Here is a 21,904-nt window from a genome sequence, read left to right as displayed (position 1 = left end):
CGCGCTGCACCCGCGCAGGGGCTCACGAGCTGTCGCTCTCCTTGCGGGAGTTGGCCATCAGCATGTCGGGGTCGCGGGGTGGCTGGCACTGAGTGCGGGCGCCGGGGGCGAGGTAGGGGCGCAGGATCGGCTCCATGCCCTTGAGCACCTGGACCGGCAGGGCCGAGGTAAAGCGGAAGCGGTCGGCGTCGCTGCCGGCCACGTAGGCGGTGAGGGTGCCGAAGTGATCATCGCCCAGGTAGAACACGAAGGTGGCAGTGCGGTTGCGCGCCTCGGAGCGTACCACCTGACCGGAGCGAGTCACTGTCTGGAAGCGGTTGTTGCCGGTGCCGGTCTTGCCGCCCAGGGTCAGCGGGGTGTCATCGTCCAGTCGGAAGCTCCCCTGCAGCCGGCGCGCGGTGCCGCCCTCTACCACCTGGGACAGGGAGTGGCGCAGCACCGCGGCGACCTCCGGTGCCATCACCCGGTGGGTGCCGGCGTCATCGGGCAGGAGGCGAGTCTCGTAGGGAGTGCCCTCGGCCAGGTGGACCTCGTCGATGCGCAGGGTGGGCAGGCGCACGCCGTCGTTGAGGATGATGCCCATCAGCTCGGCCAGGGCCGCGGGGCGATCTCCCGAACTGCCGATCGCCGTGGCCAGGGAGGGCACCAGGTGGTCGAAGGCAAACCCCAGGCGGGCCCAGCGCTGATGCAGGTCGAGGAAGGCCTCCACCTCCAGCATGGTGCGGATGCGCACGTCCCGGGCATTGCGGTGGCGGGTGCGCAGCAGCCAGCCGTAGACCTCCTGGCGCGCCTCGCGGCTGGCCGCTTCGGCGTCGGCGTAGCTGGCGTCGGGCCGGTCCTGGAGGAAGCCCACCAGCCAGAGCTCCAGCGGGTGGACCCCGGCGATATGCCCCTGGTCGGAGAGGGTCAGGGCGCTCGGGTCGCTGCGCTCGAAGAGGGCGCTGGGCTGAAAGCTGGCCCGTCCGGCCAGCCGCTCGGCCATGAAAGCGGTGAAGCCGATGGGGTCTGCTTCTGGGTAGAGATAGCGGTAGACCGCCGCCAGGCGGCGCGCGTCCGGGCGTAGCCCGCCGATAAAGGCCTCCAGGCGCTCCTCGGGCGGCAGTGCCCGGTACTTGCGCCAGAAGCGCTGCAGGAAGACGCGGCCCTCCCGGTCGGCGAAGCTGGCCAGGTAGTCCAGGCGGCGGGGGTCGCTGTCATCCTCGATCAGCTGGCGCCGGTTCTCGTCTCGGTGGATGCTGTAGTTCACCAGGTCGCGCATCAGGCGAATGAAGGGCAGGTTCAGCGACTCGCGCATCGCCTCTTCGAGGGTGGGGTGGCGGCCGTTATCCTCCCGGCGGAAGTTGCTGAAGGTGTGGCGGCCGCCGCCGGTGAAGAAGGCCTCGTGGGGGCTGGCCGAGTAGCGGCGCTGCATGGCCTGATCGAGCAGGGACGCCAGGGGCAACCCGGGCTCGGCGATCAGGCGGTCGAGCACCCAGCGGCTGAGATGATCCTGGCGGTCAACCGGGATCTGCCGCAGGGTCTCGGCGGGCAGCCCGGCGTGGCGGTCGTGCAGTTCGGCGATGATCTCCAGGTAGGTGGCCAGCACGCGCAGCTTGGCGGTGGAGCCCAGCTCCAGCTTGCTGCCCTCGTTGATATCGAAGGGCTGGCCGCCGTTGTCGGTCTGCACGCGCACCCGGAAGCCCTCTTCGCTGCGCTCGAAGAGCGTAAAGCTGTAACGCACCTCTGCGGTCTTCTCCGGGGAGAGCAGCCGCTCCCCGAACAGGCCGATTTCGGCGGCGAACTCGGGGTCGGCGAGTCGGTGGAGATAGTCCGTGGCCTCGCGCTGCAGGTCGGGATGCAGAGTGGTGCGGGCTCTCAGATCGAGCCGGTCCAGTTCATGGAGGGAGACGCCCAGCATGCCCGCCAGGCGGGTGCGGGCCACCTGCAGCCCCTTGTCGCGGGGCACGCGGTGGGCCACCGGCGCCGCCTGGAAGTCGCGGAAAACGAGGCGCTGGGCCAGGGCCGCCTCGCTGAGCTCGACGGGAACCACCCCTTCGCTGGCGAGCAGCCGCAGGTGGCTGTCGGTCAGGCGCTCCAGCGCCTCTTGGCCGCCCCGCAGGTACCAGGAGGGGCGGCGCTGGGCGATCATCAGTGCCAGCACCTGACGCAGCGCCAGCCCCCGGCGTGGCAGTGCGTCGGGGCCGCTGAAGCCGGGGACCAGCAGGCGGTTGGTTTCGTCGGGGTCTGCGCCGAACCACACCCAGAGCCCGTCGGTCAGGCCGTGCACCTCGCCGTGGCCGGGGGCGGCGGCGAGGGGCACGCTGTTGAGGTAGTCCAGGGCGATATCCTGGCGGGCGGTGAGGGTCTCGGGGCCGTGACGATAGCCGCGCACGCTGGCGGAGACCATCTGGCGCAGCTTCTCCACGGGGGTGTCGGTGCGACCTCCGGGCGAGTGGCGGTATTTCTCGATCTGGGTGGCCAGGGTGCTTCCCCCGGCGGAGTGGTCCGAGACTTCCAGGGCGCGGGTGACCTGGGAGAGGGCGGCGCGTGCAAACCGCGGCCAGTCCACCGCGGGGTTGGCGTTGGGTGCGCTGGCGTCGAGCAGCTGACGGTTCTCGATAAACAGCAGCATTTCCAGCACCAGGGGCGGCACGGCATCGAAATGGGGGTAGTGATGCCCGGGGTGGCGGAAGGCGTAGAGGGTCTCGCCGGTACAGCTTTCCAGGCTGAGTCCGGCGCGGGTCTTCTCGGCGTAGGGGGGGTAGAAGCCGCGGCCGGCATACTCCATCAGGGCCGGCGAGAAGCGCGCCTGACGCTCGATGTGAAAGTCACGCTCCACCAGGCGGGACTGGAAGGCCGGGATTCGGGTGTAGCCGAGACGCTCGTCGAAGGGGCCGTAGCGGGGAAAGAGGACCCGTTCGCTGCGCCCGGGCATCACGCTCCAGCCTAGCTGGGCGGCGTAGCGCGAGAGCTCCTGGGACTGGAAGCGTGAGGTGCGGGCCTCTGCCACCAGCAGGGTGGCCAGTACGCTTGCCACCAGCGCCAGCAACAGCAGCAGCCAGAGCCCCGGGTGGCGCCGCTTCTTCGGCGGCGTCACGCCCAGGCCTGCTCCGGGTGGGCGCGGCCACCCCGGATCCAGGAGGGGTTCCTCCTCGTCAGGACGTCTGCCTGGCGAACGCAAATCCTGACTGCCCATACGCCATCTCCCTCAGGGCCCTCGTGAAGCGCGAGGCCTCTTCCATGAGCGTAGAAGGGTTCTGGAATTTGGGTAGCGAAGTGTAACTATCGTGAGGCGGCGTTTCGATAGATGCCGAAGTGGGTGAGGCCGCGATCATGCAGGTGGAGCGCCTGCATGCGGCTCATCACGCCCTGGTCGCAGTAGAGCAGGTAGCGGCGATCATCGGGCAGGGATTCGGCCTGCTGCTGAAGCTCATAGAAGGGTATCGCCAGCTGTGGCACCTCGGGCAGCGAGAGCGGGGCCTCCTCACGCTCGTGGGGGGCGCGGATATCGATCACGCTGATCTGGTCGGCGGCGGCGAGGCTCTCCCGGCTATCCAGGGTCAGCAGTTCGGCGGGGGAGGCGGGCGAGGGCGCCGGGGCGTCAGCCAGTGCATCGGTGCGGGTAAGCGTGGCGTCCTCGATGGCGGCCTCCAGCACCGAGAAATCGAAGGTCGCCTCGGCCTCGGCAATCTGGTCGCGGCGTGCCCGGGTATTGGGGCGGCGTGAGATGACGCCGCAGTACTCGGGCATCGTCTCGGCGAAGCGGGCGGTGTCGATCTCGCGGGCCTGGCGGATGATCTCCTGCTTGTCGTCGGTGAGCAGGGGGCGCAGCACCGGCAGCTCGCTGGCGTCATCGATCAGTGCGAGGTTGCTGAGGGTCTGGCTGGAGACCTGGGCGATGGCGTCGCCGGTGACCAGCGCCGGCACTCGGGCGCGGCGGGCGATGCGCGAGGCGGCGCGTACCATCATGCGCTTGAGCACCACGCCCATGACGCCATCCGGCACCTTGTGCAGGATCTCGGCGACCACCGGCTCGAAGGGCACCGAGATGAAGCTGACTCGATGGGAGAGGCTGTAGCGCTGCCAGAGGTGATGGGTGACCTCGCGCACCCCGCGCTCATGTTCCGGGCCGCCGAGGTTGAAGAAAAGGAAGTGGGTCTTGATGCCGCGGCGAATCATGCGCCAGGCGGCCACCGGCGAGTCGTAGCCGCCGGAGATCAGCGCCATGGCCTGGCCCTGCAGACCCAGCGGATAGCCGCCGAGCCCCGGCCAGCGCCGGCGGATCAGGCGCAGCCGGTCGTCGATCACCTGGACCGGTACGTCCACCTCGGCGTGACGCAGGTCGACGTTGGCGCCGGGCGCGGCCGCCAGTAGCCGCGCCCCCAGGTGGCGCTCCATATCGGCTGAGGTGAAGGGGTGTTGGCCACGCCTCTTGGCGGAGACCCGGAAACGGCGGCCGGCGATCTCGCCCTGCCACAGCGGCGTGAGCCGGTTGGCGATATCGTCGAGATCCCGAAAGCCGACCTCCTCGACCGTCTGCACCTCGTGGATTCCCGGGATACGGGCCAGGCGCTGCTGGACCTCCGTCCGAGTCGCGTCGGACAGCCCTTCGGGAGTGGCGACCTGGAGGGAGTCCCAGTGCTCCCGTACGCGGATGCGCTGATCCAGGGGGCGCAGGGTATTGCGTACGTTGGCGGTCAGGCAGCGGGTCATGTGGCGCCGCACCGAGCGGGACTTGATGGTGATCTCGGGAAACAGCTTGAGCAGGTAGTACATCGTTAGAAATCTGTAAAGCATTTGTAGAAACAATTGCTTACAGTTTACCAGAAGTCGGGCGCGCCTTCCCGAAACGCCGACGCCCGGCCGGGGCCGGGCGTCGTGACAGGGGGCTGAGCAGGCTCAGTAGAGCGCCTGCTCCTCGTTGACCACCTCGCGCAGCAGCTCCAGGAAGAGCTTGTCCGCCTCGGAGTGCTCCGCCGGATCCTCCGGGATATGCACGCTGGTGGTTTCGGAGATCTCGTTGGCAATCCGGGCCATGAGGTCACCCCGACTGCCCTCGGCGAGGTGGCGGCGGGTGATATCGAGGGACTGCTCGAGGATCTTCGGGTCCTGCAGCAGCTTCCTGATGAAGCCGCGCAGCTCATTGATGACCCGGGTCTTCTGAATTTCCGATGAGGACATGGCCTTCTCCTTGTCTAGATTGCCCTGCGGCAGTGAAGTGACGATACCACGTTTGGGCCAGGCAGCAGAGGGGATCACCCCTTGCCGGGACCCTGCCAGACACGCAGGCGGCCAACCCAGGTAAGGTCACGACAGGCATCGCGTAGCTCGTCGGCGGCCTGGCTCAGGCTCTGCCCTTCGGGCAGCTGGTCGATGAAGACGGAAACATCCACCTGGTTGTCGAGATAGTGCAGGTCCAGGGCGACCCGGGCCTGCCAGGCGGGCACCTCCTGCCAGGTCCGCTCCAGCATGTCCTCCACCTCGCCGCGCAGGGGCAGGCCGGGGCGCAGGCTATGCTCGGTCTCGCCGGCGTCATCCTCGGGGTCGATATGAAAGGTCACATCTGCCAGGGTCGGGAAGGCTTCCCGTAGTCGGCGGCTCGCCTGGTTGCCGATCTCATGGGCCTCGGAGACGGTGACCCGAGGGGGCACGACGATATGCAGGTCGAGCACCGCCTGACTGCCCAGGGTGCGGGTGCGCAGGTCGTGTACGCTGCGCACGCCAGGCACCTCCTCGGCCACCGCCTGCATCTCGCGGCGCTCCTGCTCGGGCAGGGCGGTGTCGATCAGCTCGCGGCTCGACTCCCAGAGCAGCCGGCCGCCCACCTGGCCCACCATCACCCCCACCACAATGGCGGCCACGGCATCCATCCAGCCGGCGCCGAACTGGGCGGCGATCAGGCCCACCAGTACCACCACGGTGGAGAGGGCATCGGAGCGGGAGTGCCAGGCGTTGGCCTCCAGCAGGCGGGAGTTGACCCTTCTGGCGACCCGCATGGTGTAGCGGAAGATCCACTCCTTGGCGGCCAGGGCGATCACGGCGATGCCGATGGCCCAGAGGCCCGGGGCGGGAATCGGCTCGCCGGAGACGAGTCGGCAGAGGCTTGCCCAGGCGATGCCGCCGGCCACGAAGATCAGCACGCCGCCGAGCCATAGGGTGGCCAGGGTCTCGATGCGGCCGTGGCCATAGGGATGGTTGCTGTCGGGCTCCTGGCGGCCGAAGTGGGTGGCGGCCAGCACGAAGAGGTCGGTGAGGATATCCGAGAAGGAGTGGATGCCGTCGGCCACCAGGGCGGCGGAGCCGACCATGAAGCCGGCCACCATCTTCGCCACGCCCACCACGAAGTCGATCACCGCCCCGATCAGGGTGACCTTGTGGGCTTCCCGGGTCTGGGCGCCGCGATCGGAAGGCAGGTGGTGATGGCCGTGGGCGTGTGCCATGGCGTCCTCGCTGTCAGGAAGGGATGCAGCCGGCCTTGTGGCGTACCGGGTTGGCGTACTGGGCCAGCCACCAGTCGCGCAGCTCCGCCGGAACCTGCTGCAGCCGCGCCTGGAAGCGGGCGCGGTCGGCGTCGCTGATCGCCGCGCGGTCCACCAGCTCCGGGGCATCGCCCAGGGCCTCCAGGGCCAGGTAGTGGCTCGGGAAGAGGTGGTAGCCGGTCAGCACCTGGCGGTCGATCTCGGCGGCCGCGGCGTCGGGACTGTCGAAGTCGGCGGTGAGCGGCGTGCCGACGCAGAGCCGCACCCGGCCCTTGTGTCCGGTGATGCCGGCGACGATGGACTGGATATCCTCGAACTGGCTCTTCTCGTAGTTGCCGCTGGTGTGCAGGGCATGAAGCTCCCGCGCCTTCTGCACATCGCAGGGATCGTACTCGTAGCTGATCGAGACCGGCACCAGGCGCAGTTCGGCGATCGCCTCGCCGATGGGGACGTCGCGCTGCTCGGCGCGGCGGGCCATGGTCATCATCTTGATGATGGCCGGGTCGGTGCGGTCGATGCCGTCCTTGGCGCGCCCCTCCCGTTGCGCCATCCAGATCGAGTGGTTGTCCACGGTGATGGAGTGGCGGATATAGCCCGAGAGCTGCTGGTAGGCGGCCAGCATGGCGCGCTTGCCCCGGGCGCTGCGCGGCACGATGAAGCTCTTGTTGAGCCGCATCAGGTCGGTGACATAGGGCTTCTTGAGCAGGTTGTCGCCGATGGCGATGCGCACCGTGTTGCGGCCGGCCTGGTAGAGGGCGTAGTTGACGAAGGCCGGATCCAGGGAGATATCCCGGTGGTTGCCGATGAAGAGGTAGGCGGTGTCGCCGTCCAGGGCGTCGAGCCCCTCGACCCGGAAGTCATCGGTGGTGGTGCGGATCATGCGCGCCATGTAGGAGGCGATGCGCATCTGGAAGTCCTGGACGCTGGCCACGCCGCGTACCTCGCGGCGGATGGCGAGGCTGGCGAGGGTCCGTGACAGGCTGGGCATGAAGCGCGACAGCCGCGGCAGCCGGAAGCGGGTGAGGGCGTCGAGCAGCTCCGGGTCGTGGGCCAGGCGTGCGAGCACCTCGGCCACCTCGTCGTCCCGGTAGGGGCGAATCTCCGCCCAGGGGTCGGCGGGCAGGGCGTCGGTAGTCTGGTGAGTCATGGGGCTCATTGGTCAGGGGTTGCGGTGCCGGCCTCGCCGCCCAGCCAGGCGATCAGGCGTTCGATATTCTCGCCCAGGGCGTCGGCCATCAGCACGAAATCGGTTTCCAGGCGCAGCACGGCATCGTCGCCGTCGTCGGCGGCGTTGGCCTCGTCGATCAGGGCGTCGCCGAAGCGCAGCGACTTCAGGGCCAGGTCGTCGTGCAGCACGAAGCTTAGTCGCCCCTCGATTTCCAGGGCCAACTTGCTGGCCTGGCGGCCGCTCTCCAGCAGCTGCTGGATCTCGTCGCTGTCCAGGTCCACCTGGCGGGCGCGCAGCACGCCGTCATCGCCCTTGGCCTTGAGCTCCACCTGGTCGCCCAGCACCAGGTCGGCGGGGCGCGAGGCGGGGTCGACGAGCCACTGGGTCATGGCGCGCATGGGCAGGGTCTGGCTGGCCAGGGGCGTCACCTTGAGGCTGCCCAGGGTCTCGCGCAGCAGGTCGAGGATCTCCTCGGCGCGGGTGCGGGAGCTGGCGTTGATGCCAATCAGCTTGCGGCGGGTGTCCCACCAGAGGTCGACCTTCTGGCTGCGCACGAAGGCCCGGGGCAGCAGCTCCTCGACCACCTGCTCCTTGAGGGTGATCTTCTCCTGGCGGCGCAGCTTGCGACCCTCCCGGGCCTCGACTTCGGCCACGCGCTCCTCGGTCTCCTCGCGCACCACGCCTGCGGGGAGCAGGCGCTCCTGGCGCAGGGCGCTGAGCAGGCGCTGGCCCTGCAGCTCATGGAGCCGGGCGGTGCCGGCGCGACCGGCCGGTGCCGTCCAGCCCAGGCGCCGCGGATCCTGGCTGCCCAGCGGGCGGGCGGCGTGCTCGGCCAGGGCCTCCTCGAGGGTGGCGGCGTCCAGCGTCGGCGCGTCGTGCAGGCGGTAGAGGTGCAAGTGCTTGAACCACATGAAGCAAATCCCGGGGCAAAAAGGACGACTATTATCCCCGAAGGGGAGCGGGGGTGCCAGCGCAAGGCGGGGTTGAACAGGGCTATCGCAGTTAGATGAGCAGTCGTTCATAGACACGCCGCCAGCATCATAGGCATTCTGGCGGGTATCTCTGCTGAGCCGGCCCAAGGAGTGATATGGCACCTGTCACCAGCTGCTTTTCTGATCTGCCCGACCCCAGGGGCTCCAACGCTCGTCACAAGCTGGATGAAGTCCTGTTCATCGCCCTATGCGCGGTGCTCTGTGGGGCTGAGGACTGCTCAGATATGGCGCTGTTCGGGCAGTCCAAAGAACCTTTCCTGCGTCGCTTCCTGACGCTGCCTCATGGCATCCCCAGCCATGACACCTTCAGCCGGATCTTCCGCCACCTAGACCCTGATGCCTTCCACGATCATTTCCTTACCTTCATGTCTCGTTTTGCCGAGCAGGTGGAAGGGGTCGTGGCCGTCGACGGCAAGACGCTGCGGCGCTCCTATGACCGCGCCGCCTCCCAGTCACCTCTCCACCTGGTCAGCCTGTGGGCGGCTGACCAGCGCCTGGTGCTGGGTCAGCGCGCCGTCGATGAAAAATCCAACGAGATCACAGCGGTACCAGAACTGCTCAAGCTGTTATCGCTCTCTGGCGTCACAGTGACCGCCGATGCCATGCACTGCCAGCGGGCCCTGTCCCAGCAGATTACGGAGCAAGGCGGACACTATGCCCTGGCGGTCAAAGACAACCAGAGGGCGTTGTTCGATGACGTTCAGTTCATGATGGAGACAGCAGGCGCCGGCGAGACCCACGTTGACAGCGGCCATGGCCGTGTCGAGTCACGCCAGGCAACGGTGATCACCGATATTGACTGGCTGCAATGCGCCCATCAGTGGCCGGGCCTGAAGGCCGTGGGGCGCATCACTCGCCGTCGGGAACTGGCTGACAAGGTCAGTGAAGATGTCGCTTACTATCTCCTGAGTGACGTAGTGTCCCCGGAGCGGCTTGTGGAAGTGACCCGCCAGCATTGGGGCATCGAGAATCGCCTCCACTGGGTGCTGGACGTCACCATGCAGGAAGACCAGAGCCGCAACCGCCGGGGCCATGGCCCTGAGAACCTGGCCCTGCTGCGCCGACTGGCGCTCAACGTGGCCAAGCTGGAGCCTTCCAAAGGGTCCATGAAAGGCAAGCGCAAGCAAGCTGGCTGGAATGACGACTACCTGCTGAGCCTCATTCGTCAGTTCGCTCAACTGCGATAGCCCTGCGGGGTTGAAACGGCTGTTTGAAATTGTGGCCTGCGGTTGCCAGAATTCCCCGATGCTCGCCGCAGCCGCCGGCTGCGCCTTTCATCGACTCGCCAAGGAGTTTTCCGCATGGATTCCCGACTCTCCACCGCTCGCCTGCGGGTGCGCGGCTATCACCTCGACGGCTACGGCCACGTCAACAACGCCCGCTACCTGGAGTTCCTGGAGGAGGGGCGCTGGGGCTACTTTGATGATCGCCCGGCCCTGGCACGGCGCCTGATGCGAGGGGATGTGGCCTTCGTGGCCGTCAACCTCAATATCGACTACCGGGCGGCGGCGGTGGCCGGCGATGACCTCGAGGTGCGCACTCGGCTCTCGGCGCTGGGCGGTCGCAGCGCGAAGATGTCCCAGGAGATCGTCCGGGTCCGCGATGACGCCCTGGTGAGCGCAGCGACCCTCACCTTCGTGCTGCTGGACGTGGCGACCAATCAGGCGCTGTCCATCGAGGGCGAGATTCGCGAGCAGCTGGAGCCCCTGGTGATGGCATAGGTGGGCGCAGCCCAGCTGCCTTTGCACTCTCCGGGGTGGTATGATGGTGCGCTATCATGGCGCCCGCGGCAACGCCGGAGAGGGCGGCCAACCTCTTGCAGTGCAAAGGATTCGACGACCCATGGGTGACATCGCCAGAGAGATTCTGCCAGTCAACATCGAGGACGAGCTGAAGCAGTCTTACCTCGACTACGCGATGAGCGTGATCATCGGCCGTGCGCTGCCCGACGTGCGCGATGGCCTCAAGCCGGTTCACCGCCGCGTGCTGTTCGCCATGCACGAACTCGGCAACGACTGGAACAAGCCCTACAAGAAGTCCGCCCGTGTCGTGGGTGATGTCATCGGTAAGTACCACCCCCACGGTGACAGCGCCGTCTACGACACCATCGTGCGCATGGCCCAGCACTTCTCCATGCGCCACGTGCTGGTGGACGGTCAGGGCAACTTCGGCTCCATCGACGGCGACAGCGCCGCTGCCATGCGTTACACCGAGGTGCGTATGGCCCGGCTGGCCCACGAGCTGCTGGCCGACCTCGAGAAGGACACCGTCGACTGGGTCGACAACTACGACGGCACCGAGCGCATCCCCGATGTGCTGCCCACCAAGGTGCCCAACCTGCTGATCAACGGCTCCTCCGGCATCGCCGTGGGCATGGCCACCAATATCCCGCCCCATAACATGGGCGAGGTCATCAACGCCTGCCTGGCGCTGATCGACGACTACACCCTGACCGTCGATGATCTGATGGAGCATGTGCCGGGCCCGGACTTCCCCACCGGAGCCATCATCAACGGCCGTGCCGGCATCCTCGAGGCCTACCGCACCGGCCGCGGGCGCATCTATGTGCGCGCCTGCCACACCATTGAGCACGACGACAAGAGCGGCCGCGACCACATCATCATCAATGAGCTGCCCTACCAGGTGAACAAGGCGCGGCTCATCGAGAAGATCGCCGAGCTGGTCAAGGACAAGAAGATCGAGGGCATCGCCGAGCTGCGCGACGAGTCCGACAAGGATGGCCTGCGTGTGGTGATCGAGACCAAGCGCGGCGAGTCGGGCGAGGTGGTGGTCAACAACCTCTTTGCCCAGACCCAGCTGCAGACCGTCTTCGGCATCAACATGGTGGCCATCGAGAACGGCCAGCCGAAGATCATGAACCTCAAGGAGATCCTCGAGGCCTTCATCCGCCACCGTCGCGAGGTGGTCACACGGCGCACCCTCTTCGAGCTGAAGAAGGCTCGCGAGCGCGGCCATATCCTCGAGGGTCTCACCGTCGCCATCTCCAACATCGACGAGGTGATCGAGCTGATCAAGGCCTCGCCGAACGCCGCCGAGGCCAAGCAGAAGCTGCTCGCCCGCAGCTGGCCGCCGGGGCAGGTGACCGCCATGCTCGAGCGCGCCGGTGCCACCTCCTGCAAGCCCGAGGAGCTGGAGGAGGGCTTCGGCCTCAACACCACCGGCAGCGAATATCGCCTCTCGCCGGCCCAGGCTCAGGCCATCCTCGAGCTGCGCCTGCACCGCCTGACCGGCCTCGAGACCGAGAAGCTGCTCGACGAATATCTCAATATCCTCGAGAAGATCGCTGAGCTGATGGCGATTCTCGCTTCCAGCGAGCGCCTGCTCGAGGTGATCCGCGAGGAGCTGGTTGCCGTGCGCGACCAGTTCGGCGACCCCCGTCGCACCGAGATCCAGGCGAGCCACCTCGACCTCTCCATGGAGGACCTGATCGCCGAGGAGGACATGGTGGTCACGGTGTCCCGCTCCGGCTACGCCAAGACCCAGCCGCTCTCCGACTACCAGGCCCAGCGCCGGGGCGGGCGCGGCAAGTCGGCCACGGCCATGAAGGACGAGGACGTGATCGAGCACCTGCTGGTCGCCTCGACCCACGACACCGTGCTGCTCTTCTCCAACCGCGGCAAAGTCTACTGGCTCAAGGTCTACGAGATGCCGGCGGCGAGCCGCGGTTCCCGCGGCAAGCCGCTGGTCAACATGCTGCCGCTGGAGGAGGGGGAGGCGATCAACGCCATCCTGCCGGTGCGCGACTACGACCCCGAGCACTACATCTTCTTCGCCACCGCCAAGGGCACGGTGAAGCGCACCAGCCTGGAGCAGTTCTCCCGGCCGCGCAGCGTGGGTCTGATCGCCATCGATATCGAAGAGGATGACCGCCTGATCGGTGCGGCCATCACCTCCGGCTCCGACCACGTCATGCTGCTCTCCTCCAACGGCAAGGCGATCCGCTTCGAGGAGGGCAATGTCCGCGCCATGGGCCGCACCGCCCGCGGTGTGCGCGGCATGCGCCTGCTGGACGGCGCCGAGGTGATCAGCCTGATCATCCCGCAGAGCCAGCTGATTGACGCCGAAGCCGATGTGGAGAGTGCGACGGAGAACGAGGCCGAGAGCGATGCGGCACCGGGCGCCACCGTCGAGGCCGGCAATGGTGGCCAGATCTATATTCTTACCGCCTCCGAGAACGGCTACGGCAAGCGCACTCGCCTGGAGGAGTTCCCGCTGCGCGGCCGCGGCGGCCAGGGCGTGATCGCCATGCAGACCAGCGAGCGCAACGGCGCCCTGGTGGCGGCCATGCAGGTCTACTCCAGCGACGAGATGATGCTGATCACCGACCGCGGCACCCTGGTGCGCACTCGGGTCGATGAGGTTTCCATTACCTCCCGCAACACTCAGGGCGTGATGCTGATTCGCCTGGGCAACGACGAGAAGCTGGTCAAGACCGTGCGGATCGACGAGCCGGGCGACGCTTCGCCGGGCGACGCTGCCCCTGAACTTGATGCCGACGACGGTGAGGATGCCGCCGCGCCGGACACCGAGGATTGAAAAGGAAGACAACACCGATGACACGCCACCATAATTTCTGCGCTGGCCCGGCGGCGCTGCCCACCGCCGTGCTGGAGCGGGCGCAACGCGAGATGCTCGATTTTCATGGCCGCGGCCTGTCGGTCATGGAGATGAGCCACCGCTCGCCGGAGTATGTCGCCATCGCCGAGAAGGCCGAGGCGGACCTGCGCGAGCTCCTGGCCATTCCGGCCAATTACAAGGTGCTCTTCACCCAGGGCGGGGCCACCCAGCAGTTTGCCGCCGTGCCCTTTAACCTGCTCGGCCCCGGCGGACGCGCCAGCTTCGTGAACACCGGCATCTGGAGCAAGAAGGCCATTGCCGAGGCGCGTCACCTCTTCGGTGATATCCATATGGCGGCCAGCAGCGAGGCCAATGGCCACACGGCGGTGCCGCGCCCCGAGGAGATCCTGCTCGCCAAGGACACGGCCTACCTGCACTACACCGCCAACGAGACCATCGGCGGGCTGGCCTTCGATTATATTCCCGAGGCCGTGCGGCCCGATGGCAGCGAGGCGCCGCTGGTCTGCGACCTTTCCTCGACCATCCTCTCCGCTCCGCTGGACGTCTCCAGGTTCGGCGTCATCTACGCCGGCGCCCAGAAGAACATCGGCCCCGCCGGCCTGGTGGTGGTGATCGTCCGCGACGACCTGCTCGACCGCGCCCGGGACGACATGCCGTCGCTCTTCGGCTACCAGGCCCTGGCCGAGGCGGGCTCCATGATCAACACGCCGGCCACCTACAGCTGGTACCTGGCCGGACTGGTCTTCGAGTGGCTCAAGGAGGACGTCGGCGGGCTGGCCGCCATGGAAGCGATCAACGCCCGCAAGGCGGCCAAGCTCTACGCCGCCATCGACGAGAGCGACTTCTACGCCAACCCCATCGCGGTAGCCAACCGCTCGCGGATGAATGTCCCCTTCGTGCTGGCAGACGACCGCCTGGACAAGGCCTTCCTGGCGGAGGCCGAGCAGACCGGCCTGCTCAACCTCCAGGGCCACCGCAGCGTGGGAGGCATGCGTGCCAGCCTCTACAATGCGGTGCCGGAGGCCGCCGTGGACGCGCTGGTGGACTTCATGAGCGACTTTGAAAAGAGAAGGGGCTGAGGATGAGCGATTCCCCCATCGATCTCGATGCGCTGCGCAACCGTATCGATAACCTGGACAGCGAGCTGCTGCGCCTGATCAGCGAGCGCGCCGAGTGCGCCCAGCAGGTGGCCCAGGTCAAGACCGCCGAGGACGCCGATGCGGTCTTCTACCGGCCCGAGCGCGAGGCCCAGGTGCTGCGGCGTATCATGGCGCTCAACAAGGGTCCCCTGGACAGCGAGGAGGTCGCCCGGCTCTTCCGGGAGATCATGTCCGCTTGCCTGGCCCTGGAGCAGCCCATCAAGGTGGCCTACCTGGGCCCCGAGGGCACCTTCACCCAGCAGGCGGCCCTCAAGCACTTCGGCGAGAGCGCCATCAGCCTGCCCATGGCGGCCATCGACGAGGTGTTCCGCGAGGTGGAGGCCGGCGCCGTCAACTACGGCGTTGTCCCGGTGGAGAATTCCACCGAAGGGGTGATCAACCACACCCTGGACTCCTTCATGGACTCCAGCCTGAGCATCTGCGGCGAGGTGGTGCTGCGCATCCACCACCACCTGCTGGTGAGTGAGACCACCCGCCAGGACAAGGTCTCGCGGATCTACTCCCACCCCCAGTCCTTCGCCCAGTGCCGCAAGTGGCTCGACGCCCACTACCCCCAGGCGGAGCGGGTGCCGGTCTCCTCCAACGCCGAGGCGGCGCGCCTGGTCAAGACCGAGTGGCACAGCGCGGCCATCGCCGGCGACATGGCCGCCAAGCTCTACGGCCTGACCCGCCTGGCCGAGAAGATCGAGGATCGCCCGGACAACTCCACGCGCTTCCTGATCATCGGCAACCAGGACGTGCCCATGTCCGGCGAGGACAAGACCTCCATCGTGGTGGCCATGCGCAACCAGCCCGGCGCCCTGCACGACCTGCTGGAGCCCTTCCATCGCCACCAGATCGACATGACCCGCCTGGAGACGCGCCCGTCGCGCAGCGGCGTGTGGAACTACGTCTTCTTCATCGACTTCAAGGGGCACCGCGACGAGCCCCGGGTCGCCGCAGTGCTGGAGGAGGTGCGCCTGCGCGCCGCCGAGGTGAAGGTGCTGGGCTCCTACCCGATCGGCGTGCTCTAGGCCGTGGCGTCGACAGTAAAGCGGCCGGTCTCCGAGCCGCGCATCCTGATCGTCGGCCTTGGGCTGATCGGCGGCTCCCTGGCCGCCGCCCTTAGGGCCGCCGGCTTCGGGGCGGGTAAAGAGCCTTCCGCCGGCTTCGGGGCGGCTAAAGAGGGCGCCGCCGGCTTCGGGGCGGGTAAAGAGCCTTCCGCCGGCTTCGGGGCAGCACAAGAGATCGTCGCCTGCGACCCGTACCCCGGCGAGATCGCTCGGGGAGTGGAGATGGGCCTGATCGATGGCGGTGCCACCGAGCTCTCCTCGGTCATCGAGGGAGCCTCGATGGTCGTGCTGGCGGTGCCGGTGCTAGCCATGCGCGGCGTGATGGTCGAGCTGGCCCGCCACCTGGACCGTGCCGCGCCGGATGTCGTGATCACCGACGTGGGCAGCACCAAGGCCGCCATTCGCGACTGCGCCCTGGAGGCCTTCGGCCGGGTGCCGCCCCGTCTGGTGCTGGGGCATCCCATCGCCGGCTCCGAGAAGAGCGGTGTGGCGGCGGCCAACCCCGAGCTCTACGTCAACCACAAGGTGATTCTCACCCCGGAGCCGGATACCGACCCCGTGGCCCTGGCCCGGGTGCGTGCGATCTGGGAGGCGAGCGGTGCCGAGGTGCTGGAGATGGCCGTCGAGCGCCACGATCAGGTGCTGGCCCGCACCAGCCACCTGCCGCACCTGCTCGCTTTCTCCCTGGTGGATACCCTGGCGCGCCAGGACGATCGGCTGGAGATCTTCCGCTACGCCGCGGGGGGATTTCGCGACTTCACGCGCATCGCCGGCAGCGACCCGGTGATGTGGCGGGATATCTTCATCGCCAACCGCGAGGCGGTGCTCGCCTCCCTGGATGACTTCGAGGCGGGCCTGGCGCGGCTGCGCCGGGCCGTGGAGGGCGGCGACGGTGACGCCATGCTTGCCACCTTCGATCGCGCCAGCCACGCGCGCCACTACTTCGAATCCCTGCTCAACAAGACCAGCTATCAGGCGGAATATCAGATGCAACAGCAAGGCAAGCTGCGCTATCGGGTGAGCCCCGGCGGCAGCGTGACCGGGCGCATTCGCGTGCCCGGCGACAAGTCGATCTCCCACCGCTCCATCATGCTCGGGGCCCTGGCCGAAGGGGTCACCGAGGTGAAGGGGTTCCTGGAGGGGGAGGACAGCCTGGCCACCCTGCAGGCCTTCCGCGAGATGGGCGTGGCCATCGAGGGCCCCCACCAGGGCCGGGTCACCATCCACGGGGTGGGCATGCACGGCCTGAAAGCGCCCTCGGGGCCCCTCTACGTGGGTAACGCCGGCACCGCCATGCGCCTCTTCGCCGGGCTGCTGGCCGGTCAGGCCTTCGATACCGAGCTCACCGGCGACACCTCCCTGACCAAGCGTCCCATGGGGCGGGTGGCCGACCCCCTGCGCCTGATGGGCGCGGTGATCGACACCGCCGAGGGCGGTCGCCCGCCGCTGCGCATCCACGGCGGCCGTGCGCTCAAGGGCATCACCTACGATATGCCCATGGCCAGCGCCCAGGTGAAGTCCTGTCTGCTGCTGGCCGGGCTCTACGCCGAGGGCGAGACCCGGGTGCGGGAGCCGGCGCCGACCCGCGACCACACCGAACGCATGCTGGCCGGCTTCGGCTATGAGGTCCAGCGCGACGGCGATACCTGCTGGCTCTCCGGCGGCGGCAGGCTCACCGCCGCGCCCATCGATGTGCCCTCGGATATCTCCTCGGCCACCTTCTTCCTGGTGGCGGCGGCGATCACCCCTGGGGCCGACCTGGTGCTGGAGCATGTCGGCATCAACCCGACCCGCATCGGGGTGATCAATATTCTCAGGCTGATGGGGGCCGATCTGCGCCTCGAGAACGAGCGCGAGGTGGGCGGCGAGCCGGTGGCGGACCTGCATATCCGCTATGCGCCCCTCAAGGGCATCGACATCCCGGTTGAGCAGGTGCCCCTGGCGATCGACGAGTTCCCGGCGCTCTTTATCGCCGCGGCCAATGCCCGGGGCACCACGCGCCTGCGCGGCGCCGAGGAGCTGCGGGTCAAGGAGTCCGACCGCCTGCAGGCCATGGCCGACGGCCTGGCCGCCATCGGCGTCGAGCACAGGCTCTATCCGGACGGCATCGATATCGTGGGGGGCGGCAATGCCGAGGGGCCAAACTACGGCGGCGGGCGCATCGACAGCCTCGAGGATCATCGCATCGCCATGTCCTTTGCCATTGCCGCCCTGCGCGCCGGTGACGAGATCGTGATCGATGACTGCGCCAACGTGGCGACCTCCTTCCCGGGCTTTATCGACCTGGCGCGCCGGGTCGGGATGGCTCTCGAGGAGGAGCGGGCCGAGGAGGGCGCATGAGCGATACCCACCAGACTGGCCGCGAGGCGCCGGTGCTGACCATCGACGGCCCCGGCGGGGCAGGCAAGGGCACCATCAGTCGCCTGGTCGCCGAGCGCCTGGGCTGGCAGCTGCTCGACTCGGGCGCCCTCTATCGCCTGACGGCCCTGGCCGCCGGCAAGCACGGCGTAGCCCTGGAGGACGAGGCCGGCGTGGCCGAGGTGGCTCGCCGCCTCGACGTGGTCTTCGTGGCCGAGCGCGAGGCGACTCGCATCCTGCTCGAAGGCGAGGAGGCGACCACGGTGATTCGCACCGAACAGGTGGGCGACGCCGCCTCCCGGGTAGCGGCGCTGCCGGCGGTGCGCAACGCCCTGCTGGACCGCCAGCGGGACTTCCGTCAGCCGCCGGGCCTGGTCGCCGACGGCCGCGACATGGGCACCGTGGTTTTCACCGACGCGCCGTTGAAGATCTTCCTGACCGCCAGTGCCGATGAGCGGGCGCGTCGCCGCCAGCGTCAGTTGCGAGAGGCGGGCGTGGATGCTAGTCTATCGAGTCTTCTCAAGGAGATTCAGGCGCGCGATGCACGCGATATGCAGCGCAGCGTGGCCCCGCTCAAGCCGGCCAATGATGCCATCACGCTTGACACCACGTGCCTGACGATACCGGAAGTGGTGGATCGGCTGACGGAGCTGCTGACCGAACGCGGTCTGGCGCCCGCCACCTGACACTCCCTTGCGGCGTCCCCGGCAGTATGTGATGACGTGGCCCGGCACCGATTGCCGAGAGCCGAGCCAGGTCGAACCAGCGCCAACATCTCCGGGGGCATGGTAAATAAGGCCCGCACTCGCTGGTGGTGCGGAGGAAGCGGCATGACCGCACTAACGTTGATCACGTAGGAACACCATGAGCGAAAGCTTTGCTGAACTGTTTGAACAATCTCTCCAGGACATCAACATGGAGCCGGGCGCCATCGTCGCGGCTACCGTCGTCGACATCGAGGGTGACTGGGTCACCGTCAATGCCGGCCTGAAGTCCGAAGGTCAGATCCCCGCGGCCCAGTTCCGCGATGACAACGGCGAACTGAACATTGCCATCGGCGATGAAGTTCACGTTGCTCTGGAGGCCGTCGAGGACGGTTTCGGCGAGACCCGCCTGTCTCGCGAGAAGGCCAAGCGCGCCGAGGCGTGGAAGGTCCTGGAAGCCGCCTTCGAGAAGGACGAGATCGTCAAGGGCGTGATCAACGGCAAGGTCAAGGGCGGTTTCACCGTCGATGTCGACTCCATCCGTGCCTTCCTCCCGGGTTCCCTGGTCGACGTGCGTCCGGTGCGCGACACCACGCACCTCGAGAACAAGGAACTCGACTTCAAGGTCATCAAGCTCGACCCGAAGCGCAACAACGTGGTCGTTTCTCGTCGTGCCGTTCTCGAGGCCGAGAACAGCGCCGAGCGTGAGGCCCTGCTCGCTACCCTGCAGGAAGGCCAGCAGATCACCGGTATCGTCAAGAACCTGACCGACTACGGCGCCTTCGTCGACCTCGGCGGCGTCGACGGCCTGCTGCACATCACCGACATGGCCTGGAAGCGCATCAAGCATCCGAGCGAGATCGTGGCCGTGGGCGACGAGATCAACGTCAAGGTGCTGAAGTTCGACCGCGAGCGCAACCGCGTCTCCCTGGGTCTGAAGCAGCTGGGCGAGGATCCCTGGGTCAACATCAAGGATCGTTACCCGGAAGGCACCAAGGTGCACGCCCGCGTCACCAACCTCACCGACTACGGCTGCTTCGCCGAGCTGGAAGAGGGTGTCGAGGGTCTGGTTCACGTCTCCGAGATGGACTGGACCAACAAGAACATCCATCCGTCCAAGGTGGTTCAGGTCGGTGACGATGTGGACGTCATGGTCCTGGATATCGACGAGGAGCGTCGTCGTATCTCCCTGGGTATCAAGCAGTGCACCGCCAACCCCTGGGAGACCTTCAGCGCCCAGTACAACAAGGGCGACCGCGTTGCCGGTACCATCAAGTCGATCACCGACTTCGGTATCTTCATCGGTCTGGAAGGCGGCATCGACGGTCTGGTGCACCTCTCCGACATCTCCTGGACCGAGACCGGCGAAGAGGCCGTGCGCTCCTTCAAGAAGGGCGATGAGGCCGAGGCCGTGATCCTCTCCATCGATCCGGAGCGCGAGCGCATCTCCCTGGGCATCAAGCAGCTGGATACCGATCCGGTCGCCGAGTTCCTGGCGGTCAACGACAAGGGCTCCATCGTCACCGGCCGCGTGGTCGAGGTCGATGCCAAGCAGGCCCAGGTCGAGCTGGCGACCGACGTCGTCGCCGTGCTGAAGGCGTCCGAGATCAGCGCCGACCGCGTCGAGGACGCCCGCAACGTCCTGAACGAAGGCGACAGCGTCGAGGCCCGGATCATCGGCGTCGACCGCAAGAACCGCCAGATCGCCCTGTCCGTCAAGGCCAAGGACCAGGACGAGACCCGCCAGAACCTGAAGAAGCTGCGCGAAGAGAGCGTCGAGAGCGGTGGTCCGACCACCATCGGCGACCTGATCAAGCAGCAGATGGGTCAGGACTGATCGGAAGCGTCTTTCCGAGCGTCAAGACCGCCGCCCTTCGGGGCGGCGGTTTTTTGTTGGGTTATCTCTTCACTACTATTTGGTTTGTTGCGTTGAGGCGCCGGGGTTAGAGGGTAAATCAAGTTTGATCGCGAGTTGCGGTGAATAGAAGTCTCCTCCAGACTATTGCAAGATATAACTCTTTCGATAGATAATGCTCTTCGCATCCCGTTTGTTATCCCGAAAGAAGGAATCACGCCAATGTCCCTGCTCAATGAATACATGCAGATGGAACAGCAGCTCAAGCAACTCCAGGCCAATATGGAAAAGTTGCAGAATGATCAGCGCCTCCAGGCTGAGCTCGAGTTCAAGGAGCGTCTTGAGGCGCTGATGAAGGAGTTCGACAAGAGCGCCGCCGACGTGCTGGCGCTGCTGGACCCCAAGCCGGCCGCAGCGGCGCCCAAGGCGGCTTCCGCGCCCTCCGGTACACGCCGCAAGCGCAAGCTGAAGATCTACAAGAACCCCAATACTGGCGAAGTCGTCGAGACTCGCGGTGGCAACCAGAAGACCCTGAAGGCGTGGAAGGACGAGTTCGGCTCCGACACCGTGGAGTCCTGGCTGGTCCGCATCGAGGAGTAAGGGCGGGGGCAGTGCCTCGGCTGAACGCATGACGGCGCCCTTTGGGGCGCCGTCGTCGTTACAGCCGATTTTCGGGCAGCGCCTAGGACCCGGCCAGGGGGAGCTGCAGCTGCAGGCCGTCTGCCGCGGCGACCAGTCGAATGGCGTCGCCGCTGTAGTGCTCGCCAAGTTCGGGCAGGGTGGCGGCGAGCAGGCTCTCCAGGGTCGTTGCCAGCGCATCGACCTCGGGTAGTGGCAGGCAGGCGGAGCGGGTGCCGGGAAGCGTCAGCAGGCGCAGCGACGGCGGCATGGCCAGGCCGCTGGCCTGTAGGGGGTCGATCAGCACGCCCAGGTCCAGCTTGGGCAGGCAGCAGTCGCTGGCGGTGTCATGGAGCAGGGCAATGGCAGCGGTATCGACCGGCACCCCCTGGGGAGGCGCCTCCTCCCACAGCGCCCGAGGCCAGGCCTCGGGCGGCTCCAGCTGCATCGGCGGCACATAGCAGCGTGTCACCACGGCCGTACAGGGTGCCAGGGTGCGGATATCGGGGACGGCCCCGAGCCCTGCGGCCCTGGGCCGCTTCCCCCTGGCCTGGTGGGCGTTGCGATATTCCCGTGGGCTCTGCCGGTAGCGGCGCTGGAAGGCGCGGCTGAAGGCGGAGTGGTTGGTGTAGCCGCAGCCCTCTGCTACCTCGCGAATGCTGTGCGGCGTGTAGGCCAGCAGTCTGGCGGCTTTCTCGAGTCGCAGGTTTTCGCGATAGCCGCTCGGCGAAAACCCGAAGCACTGGCGGAAGCGGCGCCTGATCTGGGAGCTGGAGTAACCCAGCCGCTCCGCCAACTCCTCGATGCTTTGACCGCTCTCGAGGGTCTCCTGCAACCAGATCTCTGCTCGCATCATCTCGTTGAACATTGTCTGGCCCCTTCCTTGCGCGGTGGTTCCCGGGCCGGCGCGGGTTGCCGTCTGGGGGTAGTGCCAGAACAG

16 protein-coding genes are annotated in these 21,904 nt (G+C 67.2%); 9 read left to right on the top strand and 7 right to left on the bottom strand.

Annotated features, from left to right (window positions below; all coding sequences use genetic code 11):
- Nucleotides 1–22: 22 nt before the first annotated feature.
- The 6 genes from NHL60_RS10625 to NHL60_RS10600 form a co-directional block, all read right to left on the bottom strand.
- Nucleotides 23–3,076: a transglycosylase domain-containing protein gene (locus NHL60_RS10625; RefSeq protein ID WP_253443106.1), complete on the bottom strand. Its 3,054-nt coding sequence runs from the start codon at nucleotides 3,074–3,076 to the stop codon at nucleotides 23–25.
- 185 nt (nucleotides 3,077–3,261) lie between these two features.
- Entirely contained in the window at nucleotides 3,262–4,755 is a 1,494-nt protein-coding gene (thiI, locus tag NHL60_RS10620; RefSeq protein WP_253443105.1) for a tRNA uracil 4-sulfurtransferase ThiI, read from the bottom strand.
- 123 nt (nucleotides 4,756–4,878) lie between these two features.
- Nucleotides 4,879–5,160, bottom strand: coding sequence for a hypothetical protein (locus NHL60_RS10615; RefSeq protein ID WP_253443104.1), 282 nt, complete (start codon nucleotides 5,158–5,160; stop codon nucleotides 4,879–4,881).
- A gap of 74 nt (nucleotides 5,161–5,234) precedes the next feature.
- On the bottom strand, nucleotides 5,235–6,419 hold the full coding sequence (locus tag NHL60_RS10610; RefSeq protein WP_253443103.1) for a cation diffusion facilitator family transporter: 1,185 nt from the start codon (nucleotides 6,417–6,419) through the stop codon (nucleotides 5,235–5,237).
- A gap of 13 nt (nucleotides 6,420–6,432) precedes the next feature.
- Nucleotides 6,433–7,605: a 1-acyl-sn-glycerol-3-phosphate acyltransferase gene (locus NHL60_RS10605; RefSeq protein WP_253443101.1), complete on the bottom strand. Its 1,173-nt coding sequence runs from the start codon at nucleotides 7,603–7,605 to the stop codon at nucleotides 6,433–6,435.
- Nucleotides 7,606–7,610: 5 nt separating this feature from the next.
- The gene (locus NHL60_RS10600) at nucleotides 7,611–8,537 is read right to left on the bottom strand and encodes a recombination-associated protein RdgC (protein ID WP_253443099.1); all 927 of its coding nucleotides are present in this window, start codon (nucleotides 8,535–8,537) and stop codon (nucleotides 7,611–7,613) included.
- A gap of 176 nt (nucleotides 8,538–8,713) precedes the next feature.
- Here NHL60_RS10600 and NHL60_RS10595 point away from each other — a divergent pair, with 176 nt between their 5' ends.
- The 9 genes from NHL60_RS10595 (at nucleotide 8,714) to NHL60_RS10555 (ending at nucleotide 20,946) form a co-directional block, all read left to right on the top strand.
- Entirely contained in the window at nucleotides 8,714–9,805 is a 1,092-nt protein-coding gene (locus NHL60_RS10595) for an ISAs1 family transposase (protein ID WP_253443097.1), read from the top strand.
- Nucleotides 9,806–9,919: 114 nt separating this feature from the next.
- Entirely contained in the window at nucleotides 9,920–10,339 is a 420-nt protein-coding gene (locus tag NHL60_RS10590; RefSeq protein WP_253443095.1) for a thioesterase family protein, read from the top strand.
- A 121-nt stretch (nucleotides 10,340–10,460) separates the two neighbouring features.
- On the top strand, nucleotides 10,461–13,175 hold the full coding sequence (gyrA, locus tag NHL60_RS10585; protein WP_253443094.1) for a DNA gyrase subunit A: 2,715 nt from the start codon (nucleotides 10,461–10,463) through the stop codon (nucleotides 13,173–13,175).
- Nucleotides 13,176–13,192: 17 nt separating this feature from the next.
- The gene (gene serC / locus NHL60_RS10580; RefSeq protein ID WP_253443092.1) at nucleotides 13,193–14,296 is read left to right on the top strand and encodes a 3-phosphoserine/phosphohydroxythreonine transaminase; all 1,104 of its coding nucleotides are present in this window, start codon (nucleotides 13,193–13,195) and stop codon (nucleotides 14,294–14,296) included.
- Between the two features lie 2 nt (nucleotides 14,297–14,298).
- Nucleotides 14,299–15,390 (top strand): prephenate dehydratase, encoded by a 1,092-nt coding sequence (gene pheA / locus NHL60_RS10575; RefSeq protein ID WP_253443090.1) that lies wholly within the window; start codon nucleotides 14,299–14,301, stop codon nucleotides 15,388–15,390.
- Nucleotides 15,391–15,393: 3 nt separating this feature from the next.
- On the top strand, nucleotides 15,394–17,769 hold the full coding sequence (locus NHL60_RS10570) for a bifunctional prephenate dehydrogenase/3-phosphoshikimate 1-carboxyvinyltransferase (RefSeq protein WP_253443082.1): 2,376 nt from the start codon (nucleotides 15,394–15,396) through the stop codon (nucleotides 17,767–17,769).
- A complete protein-coding gene (cmk, locus tag NHL60_RS10565) occupies nucleotides 17,766–18,473 on the top strand; it encodes a (d)CMP kinase (protein WP_253443080.1) in 708 nt (235 codons plus the stop codon). Before NHL60_RS10570 ends, cmk begins: the two co-directional genes overlap by 4 nt.
- A gap of 178 nt (nucleotides 18,474–18,651) precedes the next feature.
- A complete protein-coding gene (gene rpsA / locus NHL60_RS10560) occupies nucleotides 18,652–20,328 on the top strand; it encodes a 30S ribosomal protein S1 (protein WP_253443077.1) in 1,677 nt (558 codons plus the stop codon).
- A gap of 240 nt (nucleotides 20,329–20,568) precedes the next feature.
- Nucleotides 20,569–20,946, top strand: coding sequence for a histone-like nucleoid-structuring protein, MvaT/MvaU family (locus tag NHL60_RS10555; protein WP_253443075.1), 378 nt, complete (start codon nucleotides 20,569–20,571; stop codon nucleotides 20,944–20,946).
- A gap of 82 nt (nucleotides 20,947–21,028) precedes the next feature.
- On the opposite strand, the gene NHL60_RS10550 is transcribed toward NHL60_RS10555, so the two are convergent.
- Nucleotides 21,029–21,832, bottom strand: a complete 804-nt coding sequence (locus tag NHL60_RS10550) for an AraC family transcriptional regulator (protein WP_253443068.1) — start codon at nucleotides 21,830–21,832, stop codon at nucleotides 21,029–21,031.
- Nucleotides 21,833–21,904 lie beyond the last annotated feature (72 nt).

It is taken from the genome of Halomonas sp. Y3 (assembly GCF_024137965.1).
In the GTDB taxonomy this organism is placed as follows: Bacteria; Pseudomonadota; Gammaproteobacteria; order Pseudomonadales; family Halomonadaceae; genus Halomonas; species Halomonas mongoliensis.
Note: the sequence above shows the minus strand (reverse complement) of the source record. Positions and strands in the feature narration are given on the sequence as shown.